Origin of the sequence: Siphonobacter aquaeclarae, assembly GCF_900103285.1 — a bacterium.
GTDB lineage: Bacteria > Bacteroidota > Bacteroidia > Cytophagales > Spirosomataceae > Siphonobacter > Siphonobacter aquaeclarae.
In genome coordinates, this window is the sequence record NZ_FNGS01000010.1 from 56,162 (window position 1) to 69,170 (window position 13,009).

Below are 13,009 nucleotides of genomic sequence, written 5' to 3' on the forward strand. Positions count from 1 at the left end.
GGCTCCGGTTATCGCCGCGACCGCCTGAGGACGGCTTTTACCTTGGCAATAACTTCCTGAGGGTTAAACGGTTTGGTCATAAAATCGTCCGCGCCGAGCTCCAGGCATTGAATGCGCTCGTTGCTTTCTTCGCTTCCCGAAAGAATAATCACGGGAAGGTCTCCGTAGAGGTTACTGGACCGGAGAACAGACAAAAATTCCTTGCCATTGAGGTGCGGCATATGCAGGTCAGCCAGTACCAGGTCTACCGGCGCGCCGCTCTCAATCCAGGCCATTCCGGCCATGCCGTCGTCTTTCATGACGACGCCAAAGTCCTTTTCCAGACAGAGCTGAAGAATTTTCCGGGTCATGGGCTCATCGTCCATGACCAATATGTTCGGTTGATGAGTAGTTGCTGGCGGAGTCATATGTTTTAACGACAATCTGAAAGGAGTTCCGGGATAATGTACGCAATCAATGGAAAAATCGTCGATCCGCCGGCCGGATTCTGTCGCGGACGAATGAGCGGAGCAGGAAAGGGATCTATCGGGCAGTCAAAACCGCTCCTCCGCAGGGAGGCAGGGTGGTCCAGTGGTTTCATGTACGATCGAACTAATGGCGGATCGGGCTAAAGGTCAGGTGGTAGTCTCCCGAGAGGCACCGCCCGAAAAGTGATGCCCGTTACAAAAATAAGACAAAATTACACGGGCTGCAGTACCGGCGAGTACAATTTATTCGGGGGTAACTACGTGAATGACAGTACGTTTCACGGAAAAATATAATTCGATTCGGAAATTCCCCTGCTCAGAGGGCGGCAGGGCGCTCCCAGTTGCCCGTTTCCCGGTTCAGCTGCTTCAGAATGCGGGCGGGGTTTCCTCCCACAACGGAGTAAGGAGGCACATCTTTCGTGACGACGCTTCCGCCCGCTACCACCGAATGCCGGCCGATCCGGACGCCGGCCGTCACGACGACGTTGGCGCCGAGCCAGCATTCTGCTTCAATGACAATCGGAGCAGTAGTAACCGGCTGGTTATGAATCGGTTGGGAGATGTCTTCGTAGGAATGGTTCAGGCCGGAAAGGACCACGTGCTGCGCCAGAATAACGTCCGACTGAATTTCCACAGGGCCGATCACCACGGAAGAAATCCCGATCGTGCAGCGGTCGCCGATATGGACGTCTCCAACGCCGTTGTTGACAACCGAAAAGGACTCGACCACACTCCATTCTCCCAGCGAAAACTGCCGGAAAGGAAGTACATCCATCCGGGCTGACCGCCTTACTTTCGATCGCCGGTGCCGCTTATGGACGAAAGGATTGACAAACCAGCTTACCCAGCGCCGTGGCCGCGCCTCATGGGCCGGTACCAGCATCCAGTGAATCAGTTTTTTCAGCCCCGGCCGCTTGTCGAGTTGTTCGGAAAGGCTCATGCGTTTGATTGGGTTTGTCGGATCGCGTCCAGTAAAAGACCTACGGAGTTTTCCCAGGTATGCTCCAGGGCAAATCCGATACGCTCCTGCGGGGTTGAAAGCTCTTTTCCGGCGAGGGCCTCGCCGATCGCTTCCACAAAAGCATCGGTACCTTCCGCCAGGAAAACATGGTCGCGGAACAGTTCCATTGTTTCTGTACGAACAGCTACCACGGGTTTTCCCATAGCCAGGTATTCGTCGATCTTGCGGGGATAGTTTCCGATGGTTACTTCATTGAAAACCTGAGGATTAATCAGTACATCCATGCCGGCGAGATAGGCCGGAACAGTGGCCGGTGGCCTGGAGCCCAGGAAGGTGATATTGGGCAGTGATTGCAGCCGGTCGATCGGAAAGGAATCATCCGTATTTCCCACCAGTACTACCTGCCAATCCGGGCGCCGGAGCGCAACGGCTTCGATCAGGTCGGCGTCGAGGCGGAGGGTCGTCAGCGCACCCGTATACCCGATGCGCGGGGATGGAATGGCCAGCAGGTCTTCGGGAATCGCCGAAACAAGCTCCGGGTTAAAGAGCGTCAGGTCACATCCCTGCCCGACGTACACCGACGCCGGGTTATGCTTCGCGGCCTGTGCCGCCAGGTACAGGGAATTACTGGCGATGAGGTCCGCCTTTTTCATCAGTGCCGGTTCGAGCCGGGTACCGTGTTTGCGCCAGTAGTCAACCGCGAGGAAATTATCCCGCAGGTAGTACACGTATACCGACGGCCGGAGCAATTCCTTCAGGTAAAATCCCTGCACCATATCGTTATCATTGAGTACGACGAAATCCGTCCAGCGGAGTTCTTTCAGGGCATCCTGTATGGTGGCGGTCAGTTTCCGGCCGTTTTGTTTGTTGCACCAGTCGTATATGGCGCCATCCGGCAGCCAGTTATAGGAGCCGAGGACTGTCGGCGGGGAGAGCACCCACAGGTTTGGCTCGACCTCGCTGAGGGTTTTCCCTCCTTGAGCATCAATGAATTTCCGGCGTTCGGCGAGGCGTTCGGAGTTTTTCCGGAGGAGCGCCGCCCAGTCCAGCGGCTGGTTGACAAACAGTACCTGATGCCCGCCGGCGGCCAGGGTCCGGGCCATATCCCGGATGTTGCTGCCCATGTTTTTCTCTTCCCAGGGCTGTCGGGCGATGATGACGAGGTGCATAGGTCAGGGCTGTCGGGAAAAATGGATGTCAAAATTGTATTTCACCTGCCGGTACACATCCCGGAGGAAAGCGACAAACCGGTTTCCGCTCTGGGTCCATGCGCTGCGGGTCATGGTACTGGGCTCCGCTTCGGGGTTGATCTGTTCGAGAAGGCTTTTGAAATCATCGTAAAACAGGCCCTTGCCTTTGTGCTGGATGAAAGAAAGGCACATGTTGTATTCCATGCGGTCCCCTTTGATGCCTTCGCCATACCTTCCGAATTTTTGGAAGAAGGTCGTCCGCCGCAGGTGCGGGTGATCACTATAGGCGTAAATTTTTGTATAGTCGAGGCCCCATGCGGGCGTATACATTTCTGAAAAGCCCTCGCCATACGGTTTCCGGTAAGGATAGGGGATGTAGGCGTAAAACCGGACATAGTCCAGTGCCGGATCGTTCTCCATGAACCGCAGCGCCGCCGAAAGCTTCTCCGGAAAAATTGCCGCCGGCTGGAAATCTTCCTGTATATACAGCGTATAGGGCGTCCGGACGGCGTCCTGGCCTTTGTTGATGTTATTTCCGAGCCCCCGGTTTCGCTCGGTCGTGATGAGGCGGAAGGGGTAGGTGGCCTGTAATTGCTTCAGTGCGTCGAGGTGTTCCGGGCGACTGCCGTCGTCCGACACCACAATATCCCCGAATGTACAGGAAAGGGCTCCGAAAGACCGCAGCAGGTTTTCGAGCGAGCGGCTCCGGTTGTAATGCGTGACCAGGAGCGTGACGGTTTCGAATGCATGCGCCATGACCTTAACGGAAAAACAGAAGCTGAAACGTGTTTTTGAGGAAGCGGAACTTCAGGTACAGCCACCGCAGCAGCAGCGTCAGCGGGTCCTGCCGCTGCTTCCAGTCCGACCGGAACGTCGCCGTACTCGGCTCCACCGATGAATTTACCTGGTCAAAGACCTTCGTAAACTCATCGTAAAAAAGCCCCTTACCCTTGTGTTTCAAGACGGAGAGGCACATCGTGAACTCGGCGATATCGCTGTTTGTACCTTCTACATACCGCCCGAAACGATCAAAAAAGGTACTTCTCCGCAAATGCGGGTGGTCGCTGTAAAAATAGAATTTCAGGTGATTGGCATACCAGAGCTGGGGCCGGAAGATCATCCGCGAAAACCCGCCTCCGGCATCTTCGCGGTAGGGGTAGGGGAAATAGGCATACAGCCGTACCAGGTCGAGGGAAGAGTCTTCCTGCATGCGCGACAACGCCGCTTCGAGGACTTCCGGCGCGCGTTCGAGCGGCACAAAATCTTCCTGAACGTATAAGGTATAGGGCGTCCGGACGGCATCCTGACCCTTGTTGATGTTGTTTCCCAGGCCTTTGTTTTTCGGCGTTGTGACGAGGTCAAACCCGTATTCTTTGCGGAGCGATTCCAGGACGGTCCGGTGCTCGGGGCGGCTGCCGTCGTCCGAAACCACAATTCCTCCAAACCGGCATCCCCGCTCCCGGAAGGTCTGCAGCAGGTTGGCCAGCGACTGGCTCCGGTTGTAGTGGGTCACGAGCAGGGTGACGTCCGGGAAATGAGCTTCTTTCATACGCGTTGAGAAAGGAAGGGAAGCCGCCCGTCCTTGAATTTCAGTTCGATGTGGTGGTATGTCCACCGCGCGACGAAGTATATCACGACAAAATTCAGAAATACCAGGTAGCTGTAGGACGCCGGTGAGAACTTCAGAATCCGGACAAAGAGAATATTAAACAGGCTGAGCGTCAGCGGATGTGTCAGGTAAATGGAGTAGCTGTAGGTTCCGACGCGGTGGAGGAGGGTACTCTTTTTCAACGTGGAAGAGCAGATCCCTTTTTCAAACGAAAACACGAAAATGGCCGCGAGAAATACGAATTCATACAAAAGCCCGATATGCTTCAGGGCTTCCCCGAAAGAAATCGATACCACAATCAGGGCCAGCATCAATACCTCCAGTATGGAAAACAGCCCGCCCGGCAGCGCCCGCACGCGGTCGTACGCCGCTGAAAACAGGGTAAAGCAGAATGCGCCTGCGAAAAAGCCCGTCAATCCCCGTAGAAAACCATAGTCAAAGCTGTAGTTGAGCTCCATTTTGCCGGTGACTGCCACGAGAGTTGCTGCGGCGCCGACCGACAGCGCCAGAAAAGCAGGCGCTTTCCACCGGGGGGCGATTAGCCGCATCGCCAGCCCGTACACTACGTAAGCGATCATTTCGGCGCTGATCGACCAGCTCGGAATATTCCAGCTTACGTCTGTTACGCCGAATAGTTTCACGGAATTGAGGAGCAGCAGGGAGGTCAGAAATGTATAAACATTATTATTCGGATTGTCCGGCTGGTTGATATGGACATAGTCCGAAAGGGAATTCTTCGTCAGTTCAACAAACAACACCGCCAGCAGCATCACGAAATGGAGCGGGTAAATGCGCCAGAACCGCCGCGTCAGAAAGCGTTGCAGTTTCCGGGATGTTTCGAACTGCGGGTAGCTGTAGGCGATGACGAATCCGCTCAGGACAAAGAAAAAATCCACAAACATATCTGCATTCCGAACCAGCCGGTTGTTGATCAGCGGCGTATCGGTGAAGAAAGCCATGTGAAACAGCACCACCATCGAGGCGAAAAGCCCGCGGAAAATATCGAGGACGTCAAACCGGTGTTTCATACGTCAGGCAGATTTGCGGAGAGCGAGTATCTCCCGGACGGACATCTTGAAACGGTGCGTCAGCAGCAGGTAAATCCCCCCGCCGATGAGGACCTGCGCGGCTGCGTGGATAATGCCCTCATTCCCAATGGTATATTTATACAGCACAATAGCCGCAACCATGACGGCGCAAAACGCGACCGGCTTGCTGAACATCGTCAGGAACTGCCGCATAAACGGCCCGACCAGCTGGTGTACCGTATAAAAATTCATCAACAGATTCAGGAACATACTGATCAAAAAGGCCAGCGCAATACCCGTCACCTGGTAGCGCGCACCGAGGAAATAGAGCAAGGGTACTTTCAACGCGAGCGTCGCCAGGTTGATGTAAAACAGCAGGTTCGGCTTTCCTTTCGTAAAGGCCAGGGTGAAAAGCGGGTTCGAGAGGCAGTAGAAAATGCTGACGAAGGTGAAGATACGAATGAGGGGAATAGTCGGCTCCCAGCCCGGACCGTACAGCAAGGGTACGACGACGTCGGCCGTCACAAACAACCCCGCTACCAACGGCATGTTCAGGAAACTGACCAGATCGAGGATGTTGAGGTACGACTTCTTCAGCTCCTCGTTATTGTCCTTCATCTTCGCCAGAATCGGGAAGGCTACCTGGAGAATAATCGGATTCAGCTTCGTAATCGGGAAGATGGCGAGCTGATAGGCAATGGTATAAAAACCCAGCGCCTTGACGCCGAGGAGACCGCCCACGATGATGTTATCGGAGTTGCCCTGAATGAAGCCCAGCAGGCCGTCGCCCACGTTGTAAATCCCGAAGCGTAAATGTTCTTTGATCGATCCGATGTTGAGATACAGCATCGGCCGGAAGAGCTTTCGCCCATAAAATACCTGCAGGGCCGTCCGGACAATGTGCATCGCCAACTGCCCGAAAATCAGCGAAAGTTCTTCAAAACCGCTATAGGCAAGGGATACGGCGACGACCATACCTGTCGCCGCTCCGATGATTTCCATGATGGCGATCGACTTAAACCGGAGCTCTTTCTGCAACAGAAACAGGTACACCTGCCCGAAGTAGATAATCACGAAATAGAGGGATGCCAGCTTGATAACCCGGTCGAGTTTCGGCTCCTTGTAATAGGCCACCACCAGCGGCGAACTGAAGTAGACGATCAGGAATATCCCGAAACCCAGTAGCAGACTGACGAAATACAGGCTGGAAAGTACTTTCCGGTCGGTCTCCTGCTTGTAAATAATGGAGTTCGAAAACCCGAGGTTACTGAAGATATAAAACAGGTTGATAATCAGGGTACTGACGCTGATTACCCCAAAAACGGACGGATCGAGGATACGCGCGAGTATCGTGACCTGCACGAACTGAAAAACGGTGGAGATGACGGTGGAAATAGTGATCCATTTCCCGCCGTCGATGGCGTTTTGCTTGTGGCTCATGCAGGAATACGTTTCAGGGCAGCCGTCTGCGGGGCAGCGGACCGACCGGCGGACAGGCAGGTACAGGTACTCGGGTAAAGGACCCGTAGGTAATCACACGGCAGGGTCATTATCAAATGGCGGTTTGATCGATGCTCAGGAAGTTCCCGAAAAGTAGTGCAATGTCAGAAGGCCAGCAAGCGTTGCGCGGAATTAATTCGGACCGAAAACGAGGAGAATACCGTCTGCCGGTCGAACTGATCCAGCACCGAATTCTGATTCCGGACGACCTGGCGGAAGTCCAGAAATACGTTGTGGCGGATCTGATAGGTTGCGGCAAATTCCCCGTAAAGCAGGCTCGTTCCGACGCCCTGACCGATGTAATTGCCGTATTCCCGGTCCTGCGGACGGGTATTGTAGCTCAGCAACGGGTTGCCGCCGAAGTTACGTCCGGCGAAGTCGAGGCCGTAGTTAGCGCCGACAAACGTACCCGTCAGCGTCAGGCGGGGCAGGGGCTGGTACCGCACAATGCCGACGAACTCCTTGAAGTTGCCGCCGAACGGGTGGGCCATCGCCTGATTGAAGTTGACGTAGTTGGTTTTGTCTGATACGTGCTGGAAGGTATAGGGTCGGGCCAGGTTGAATTCGGCCTGAATATCGAGGTTTTCGACGCCCAGTACATCTACGTATTTGGCGCCGATCTGAGCGGCGATCTTGTTGCCCCACCAGCCGGTACCTGCCCGGAGTTTGTTGAGGTTGAATTCGTCGAGGTTCAGCTGGCCGTATACCTGAAACCGGCGGAGGAAGTTCCAGCGGAAGTCCACCCCCAGCATGGAGTTATCGGCACTGTATTTCTGTGCTTCAATAGCCCGGTAGAAGATCACAGGGTTCATGTAGCCGAGATCAAAATATCCCTGTGATTTGTCGCGGCTATGGACGATGGCTTCAAAAACGCCGACGTTCAGGTTTTTACCAATATTGACGCCGAGGTGGTGGAGCGCCAGGAATTTCTTCGGCGGGAGATCACCGTATGCCAGGTTATTCTGGGCATTGTTGATTTCGGCAAAGAGGTTCATGTACTGAACGCGCCCGATGCGTGTCGTCAGTTTCAGAAACAGAAAGGGGCCGCTGTTGTCTGACAGAATAACGGATCGGAAACCGTTCCCGATGAAAACCTTATCATGCCCGAACTGAACATTGATTTGCTTGATCGGGTCGAAGGTCAGGTACCCGCGGGCGGTATAGAAATCCGCGCCGCTTTTGTCGGTAAACTTTCCGTCGGGCGTGCCTTTGAATACCTTCCAGGCGGCTTCACCGGGTACGGCCTGGAACTTCTCCATCCGCTCGGTAAAGTAGCCCGGCATGCGCAGCTGCGTATCCGTGAAGTAGGTATAGAAACCGATTTTCTTTCCGATGGAACCCCGTATTTCAACGCCCCGGGTATTGATGTAAGAGTACGTCGACGCATCCTTCCCGCCGCCGAGCATGCCGTAGAGAACGGGGTTGACATGCAGCTCCACGTCGTCGTTTCTCAGGCTGTACAGGTCATTTTTCTTCCCGTAGAAGTATTTCCAGAAGGGTTTTTCGCTGTCGGCCGTTTTCGGGTCCTGCGACCATTCCCAGCTGTCGTCCTTTAGGTATTGAATATTGAATTTATCGACGGGGGAGAGGTCGGCACACTGATCGCAGTTAAGACTGTCGACGAGCTGATAGACACTTTTCCGGAGATATGGCTTGACTGTGCTCTGGAAGCCGATCGCGTTTTTTCCGCTTTTGATTTCATACCGGTCGACGAGGTGGTAGTAGTCCGGGTTGAGAGGAACGTACACGCTCTGACCGAAGGAGAAGGCAGCCTGAGTCCAGAAAATAATCAGGAATAAAGTAAATCTGGGCATAGGGAAAGAAATAGCGCACTCCGGGTTTCGTGTTTTTATTGCTTACTTTGTACAGGTCACCGGGCCGTGCAAATTACGAAGAGATTCCGAAATAAACCTTTTTCCATGTTTGTCCTCGCCGAGCAATCTTCCGTCGGAAACCATTTCATCGCTGAACTCAGAGACGTTCAGATTCAGCAGGATCCGCTTCGGTTCCGGAGAAACCTGGAGCGTCTGGGGGAGATTCTGGCATACGAAATATCGAAAACGCTGGTCTTTTCGAAGACTTCCGTCAATACTCCGCTCGGTACGTCCGAGACGTTTTTGCTGGCGCAGCAGCCGGTGCTGGCGGTGATCTTGCGCGCGAGTCTGCCGTTTCACCAGGGGTTTCTGAATTTTTTTGACCGGGCGGAAAATGCCTTTATCGGGGCATACCGCGGACCCCACGTCGAAGGAGAGGACTTTACGGTCGAACTCGAATACCTGTCGAGCCCTGATCTGACGGGCAAAACACTCATCCTGATTGATCCGATGCTGGCGACGGGCAAGTCCCTCGAACAATCCTACCGCTCTCTCCTGCGGTACGGTATTCCGGCCCGGACGCATATCGCTGCCGCGATTGCCGCTCCCGAAGGCATCCGGTACCTGCAATCAAAAATGCCGGAATGCCGGATGTGGATCGGCGCGGTCGACGACCACCTGAACCACAATTATTACATTGTTCCGGGACTCGGAGACGCCGGCGATCTGGCCTTCGGTCCCAAGTTGTAACCATGAATCCCGTTTCCAAATATATTTCCGTCGCCCTGGCGTCGATGCTGAAGTTTGTGGCCGGTCCCCTTGCCGGACTAGCCCTGGAGTTGACCTGGTGGGAATCCGCCGCCTGTACCGTCGCCGGAATGATGATGAGTGTTCTGCTCTTTACCTTTCTCGGTCGGCAGATCCGCCGCTGGTGGGAGCAGTTTCGGAAAACCCGCCCCCGGCTGTTTTCGCCACGCACCCGTCGCGCCGTCCGCGTATACCGGGCCTTTGGCATTGCGGGTATTGCCTGCCTGACGCCCCTGCTTTTCACGCCTATTGGCGGGACGCTCCTGGCGGTTTCCTTCAAGGCTTCGCCGCAGCGGATTCTGTTGTGGATGATGGTGTTCGGCGTGGTATGGGGGATAGTCCTGACCCTTGCTATTTACCACGTTCCCGGCCTGCGGGGCCTATTGGGCAAAAGCTGATTGCTCGATCAGCCGCATGATTTTTTCCAGCCCTTCCTGATCTTCTGCGTGAAAATCGTTTAGCTCGGCGCTGTCGACGTCGAGTACGAGAAAGACATTTCCCTCCGGATCAAAACCCGGCACGACGATTTCCGAACGGGAATCGGACGAACAGGCAATATGCCCCGGAAACGCGTCTACGTCGGGTACGAGCACCGTCTGCCGCGTCGTATAGGCATGCCCGCAAACGCCCTTGGTGAAGTCGATCCGCGTACAGGCGATTGGTCCCTGGAAAGGTCCGAGAACCAGTTGATGATCCTTTTTCACGTAAAAACCTACCCAGAAAAAGCCGAAAGCCTGCCGGAGCGCGGCAGAAACGTTCGCAAGGTTGGCGGTCAGGTCGGGCTCTCCGCCGATAAGGGCTTCTATCTGGGGAATGAGACTGTCGTATACTTCTTTCCGGCTGGCCGTTGCCGGAACGTACAGGTTTTCAGCCATGTGCATTGTTATTTTTCCCGGACGAAAAGCTGGGTTTCCACCAATACTTCGTGGTACCGGGTTTCATCCGGATGGTGAATAAGGTGTAAAAGCAATTCCGCCGCTTTCTCGCCCATGGTATAGGCAAACTGCTCTACCGAAGCGACGGGCGGATTGTCGATGTAGTCCATCAGCGGAAGGTTGGCAAAGCTGGCAAAGTACACATCTTCGTTCGGGCGTATCTGCAGCTGCTTGGCCACTTCCATTGCCTGCAGGGCGACGTAGTCGTTGAAGCCAACAATAGCCTGCGGTTTTGGTTCCAGGGCCAGGAGCAGTTTCGTTTTGGTGTGGGTATCCTCGCGGCTGAGGTCGGTGGAGCGCAGGTATTGCGGCAGTACCGGCAGCCCGGCGCCGGTCATTGCCTGGATATACCCTTCCTGCCGCTCTTCGGAGACCTCCAGTTGCGGCGGGCCGTTGAGCAGGGCAATCCGCTCAAGGCCTTTTCCGGCCAGGTACTGAACCAGCTCCCGGGCGGCTTTGGTCACACTGTTCCGGACCTTGTGCGCGGGTACACTGCGCGGCACGCGGTCAAAAAACACCACCGGAATACCGAAGTTTTCCAGCTCCCGGAAATGCAGGTAATGATGGGTTTCTGCGGAAAGAGACGCAATGACGCCATCCACACGACTGGAAAGAAAGGTATTGAGAGCGCTTTTCTCCCGGTCGAGCCGGTCGCGCGATTGGCTGATGACGACATTATACCCCGTCAGGACATCTTCAATGGCCGTCACTGCGGTCGAAAAAAACTCTTCCCCCAGAAAAGGAAGAATGACACCGATGGTATGCGTGCGTTTCTTTTTAAGGACAAGAGCTGCCGGATTGGGGCTGTACTGCAGCTTCCGGGCCAGCTCCCAGACGCGCTCCCGCGTGCGCAACCCGATACGCGGGTTGTTTTGCAACGCCCGCGAAACCGTAGAGATCGATACGCCGAGCTCCTGGGCAATCTGTTTGATAGTGACCGTCTGGTGGTGCTGCATAGTTACAGGAAATCGCAGGGTAAAGATAACCATCCGGAACCGGCCCGGCGGATGCCGCAAATAAAAAGCCTTCAGGACAGTATCCTGAAGGCTTCACCAAACCACTTGTTATTCACTACTAAACAAAAATTAAGATCAAAGGAAGAAGGCTGAACGATGTAAAAATTGGATAAAAACGTGGGATATATTGTTGGATAAATACCGCTCCTGATAGTATGTCTGTTTTTGTGTTACAAATGTAAATGACCACGACTCCGAGCACTTTGTGTTTTAGATGATCGGTAAAAATCACCCTGAAAACGGATGGACCATCGGGATAAACCGCCAATCTCACGAATGAAGGTTCAATTGTAAATAGCATTTTTCCGATAGGGCTTTCGGGAGAAAAACCGGACGTGCGAAGCCGGTTGCACGGCAGCGCGATTCCGGACTGTGAGGTTGCGCAATCCTTTGCAATGGCCTGCGGGTGGAAAAGACGGGTCCCCGGCCGGAAAATCCGTCTCCTCCCTGCTGGAAGATTCCGGATTACCCTGTTGATTTGAAACCGCATCGTTTTACTATTTCCTCCGCATGGAACCTCTGACCCAATCGATCGTGGATCGGTACCGCACCCTCTTCGGGGCAGATCCGTCATTGATCGTCCGCTCTCCGGGCCGTATTAACCTCATCGGCGAGCATACCGATTACAACATGGGATTCGTCCTCCCGGCAGCGATCGACCGCGAAATGGTCTTTGCCATCAGCCCCCGGACCGACCGCCTCTGCCGCGCCTATGCGTTTAATCTCGAGCGGGAAGAGACCTTTTCCCTCGATAACCTGACCCGCAGCGAAGAGCGGTGGACGTATTACCTCAAAGGCGTCATCGATCAGATTCTTCAGTTAGGCTATGACCTGAAGGGTTGTGACGTTGTGTTCGGCGGCAATATTCCGCTCGGGGCAGGTATTTCGTCTTCTGCCGCGCTGGAAGCCGGCTTTTCGTTTGCATTGAATGAAATTTTTCAGCTCGGGATCGACCGGATGACGCTCGTTCGTCTCTGTCAGCGCGCTGAAAATCAATTCGTTGGCGTAAACTGCGGTATCATGGATATGTTCGCGTCCCTGATGGGGGCAGAAGACGCCGTGATCCGTCTCGACTGCCGCTCCCTCGATTATGAATATTTCCCCTTCCGCCAGGAAGAGCACATACTGATCCTCTGTGATACGGGTGTGAAGCACTCCCTCGGAAACTCCGAATACAATACCCGCCGGGCGGAGTGCGAGCGCGGCGTAGCCCTTTTGCAGGCATATGATGCATCTGTCAATAGTCTTCGGGATGTATCGCCTGAGCTGCTCCGGGCGCACCGCGATGAGTTCGACGAAGTGACCTACCGCCGCTGCGAATACATGGTCGAGGAAATTGCCCGGGTAGTAGCGGCCTGCGAAGACCTCAAGCGTGACGACCTGGTATCCTTCGGCAAGCATATGTACGCCACGCACTACGGCCTCCAGCACAAATACGAAGTGAGCTGCCCGGAGCTGGATTTCCTGGTTGATCAGACCCGTAACCAGCCGGCAGTACTCGGCGCCCGCATGATGGGCGGTGGCTTCGGTGGTTGTACCATCAACCTGGTCGAAAAAACCGCTGCCGATGCGTTTCTCGAAACCATGAAAACGGCCTATCAGGCAGCCTTTGGTATCGAGCTGGTTTGCCATAAAGTAGTGATCCGCCAGGGAACGTCCGTTGTCCGCTAACCTTACTGCCT

At 54.6% G+C, this 13,009-nt stretch carries 12 protein-coding genes and 1 pseudogene; 3 read left to right on the forward strand and 10 right to left on the reverse strand.

What is annotated here, in order from left to right:
* Positions 1-11: 11 nt before the first annotated feature.
* From BLR09_RS22100 to BLR09_RS22135, 8 genes and pseudogenes are all read right to left on the reverse strand, one after another.
* Positions 12-407, reverse strand: a pseudogene (locus BLR09_RS22100) (response regulator transcription factor); the annotation flags it as partial.
* Between the two features lie 376 nt (positions 408-783).
* Positions 784-1,407, reverse strand: coding sequence for an acyltransferase (locus tag BLR09_RS22105; protein ID WP_093207943.1), 624 nt, complete (start codon positions 1,405-1,407; stop codon positions 784-786).
* A complete protein-coding gene (locus BLR09_RS22110; RefSeq protein ID WP_093207944.1) occupies positions 1,404-2,597 on the reverse strand; it encodes a glycosyltransferase in 1,194 nt (397 codons plus the stop codon). Before BLR09_RS22110 ends, BLR09_RS22105 begins: the two co-directional genes overlap by 4 nt.
* Before the next feature lie 3 nt (positions 2,598-2,600).
* On the reverse strand, positions 2,601-3,374 hold the full coding sequence (locus BLR09_RS22115) for a glycosyltransferase family 2 protein (protein WP_093207946.1): 774 nt from the start codon (positions 3,372-3,374) through the stop codon (positions 2,601-2,603).
* A gap of 4 nt (positions 3,375-3,378) precedes the next feature.
* Positions 3,379-4,167, reverse strand: coding sequence for a glycosyltransferase family 2 protein (locus tag BLR09_RS22120; RefSeq protein ID WP_093207947.1), 789 nt, complete (start codon positions 4,165-4,167; stop codon positions 3,379-3,381).
* Positions 4,164-5,255, reverse strand: coding sequence for an acyltransferase family protein (locus BLR09_RS22125; RefSeq protein ID WP_093207949.1), 1,092 nt, complete (start codon positions 5,253-5,255; stop codon positions 4,164-4,166). The genes BLR09_RS22120 and BLR09_RS22125 overlap by 4 nt, the downstream gene beginning before the upstream one ends.
* A gap of 3 nt (positions 5,256-5,258) precedes the next feature.
* Positions 5,259-6,695, reverse strand: coding sequence for an MOP flippase family protein (locus BLR09_RS22130; protein ID WP_093207950.1), 1,437 nt, complete (start codon positions 6,693-6,695; stop codon positions 5,259-5,261).
* A gap of 164 nt (positions 6,696-6,859) precedes the next feature.
* On the reverse strand, positions 6,860-8,569 hold the full coding sequence (locus BLR09_RS22135) for a hypothetical protein (RefSeq protein ID WP_093207952.1): 1,710 nt from the start codon (positions 8,567-8,569) through the stop codon (positions 6,860-6,862).
* Between the two features lie 105 nt (positions 8,570-8,674).
* Between BLR09_RS22135 and upp the strand changes: the two genes are divergently transcribed.
* Positions 8,675-9,319: a uracil phosphoribosyltransferase gene (gene upp / locus BLR09_RS22140; RefSeq protein WP_093207953.1), complete on the forward strand. Its 645-nt coding sequence runs from the start codon at positions 8,675-8,677 to the stop codon at positions 9,317-9,319.
* 2 nt (positions 9,320-9,321) lie between these two features.
* The gene (locus BLR09_RS22145; protein WP_093207954.1) at positions 9,322-9,774 is read left to right on the forward strand and encodes a hypothetical protein; all 453 of its coding nucleotides are present in this window, start codon (positions 9,322-9,324) and stop codon (positions 9,772-9,774) included.
* On the opposite strand, the gene BLR09_RS22150 is transcribed toward BLR09_RS22145, so the two are convergent.
* Both BLR09_RS22150 and BLR09_RS22155 read right to left on the reverse strand, forming a co-directional pair.
* Positions 9,757-10,251, reverse strand: a complete 495-nt coding sequence (locus BLR09_RS22150; protein ID WP_093208180.1) for a GAF domain-containing protein — start codon at positions 10,249-10,251, stop codon at positions 9,757-9,759. The genes BLR09_RS22145 and BLR09_RS22150 overlap by 18 nt on opposite strands.
* Before the next feature lie 8 nt (positions 10,252-10,259).
* Positions 10,260-11,267 (reverse strand): LacI family DNA-binding transcriptional regulator, encoded by a 1,008-nt coding sequence (locus BLR09_RS22155; RefSeq protein WP_093208182.1) that lies wholly within the window; start codon positions 11,265-11,267, stop codon positions 10,260-10,262.
* 570 nt (positions 11,268-11,837) lie between these two features.
* Here BLR09_RS22155 and galK point away from each other — a divergent pair.
* On the forward strand, positions 11,838-12,998 hold the full coding sequence (gene galK / locus BLR09_RS22160; protein WP_218126705.1) for a galactokinase: 1,161 nt from the start codon (positions 11,838-11,840) through the stop codon (positions 12,996-12,998).
* Positions 12,999-13,009 lie beyond the last annotated feature (11 nt).

Bases quoted from the DNA above. Each gene is read 5' to 3' on its own strand.
- BLR09_RS22105 (WP_093207943.1), bottom strand. From the start codon at position 1,407: ATGAGCCTTTCCGAACAACTCGACAAGCGGCCGGGGCTGAAAAAACTG.
- BLR09_RS22110 (WP_093207944.1), bottom strand. From the start codon at position 2,597: ATGCACCTCGTCATCATCGCCCGACAGCCCTGGGAAGAGAAAAACATG.
- BLR09_RS22115 (WP_093207946.1), bottom strand. From the start codon at position 3,374: ATGGCGCATGCATTCGAAACCGTCACGCTCCTGGTCACGCATTACAAC.
- BLR09_RS22120 (WP_093207947.1), bottom strand. From the start codon at position 4,167: ATGAAAGAAGCTCATTTCCCGGACGTCACCCTGCTCGTGACCCACTAC.
- BLR09_RS22125 (WP_093207949.1), bottom strand. From the start codon at position 5,255: ATGAAACACCGGTTTGACGTCCTCGATATTTTCCGCGGGCTTTTCGCC.
- BLR09_RS22130 (WP_093207950.1), bottom strand. From the start codon at position 6,695: ATGAGCCACAAGCAAAACGCCATCGACGGCGGGAAATGGATCACTATT.
- BLR09_RS22135 (WP_093207952.1), bottom strand. From the start codon at position 8,569: ATGCCCAGATTTACTTTATTCCTGATTATTTTCTGGACTCAGGCTGCC.
- upp (WP_093207953.1), top strand. From the start codon at position 8,675: ATGTTTGTCCTCGCCGAGCAATCTTCCGTCGGAAACCATTTCATCGCT.
- BLR09_RS22145 (WP_093207954.1), top strand. From the start codon at position 9,322: ATGAATCCCGTTTCCAAATATATTTCCGTCGCCCTGGCGTCGATGCTG.
- BLR09_RS22150 (WP_093208180.1), bottom strand. From the start codon at position 10,251: ATGGCTGAAAACCTGTACGTTCCGGCAACGGCCAGCCGGAAAGAAGTA.
- BLR09_RS22155 (WP_093208182.1), bottom strand. From the start codon at position 11,267: ATGCAGCACCACCAGACGGTCACTATCAAACAGATTGCCCAGGAGCTC.
- galK (WP_218126705.1), top strand. From the start codon at position 11,838: ATGGAACCTCTGACCCAATCGATCGTGGATCGGTACCGCACCCTCTTC.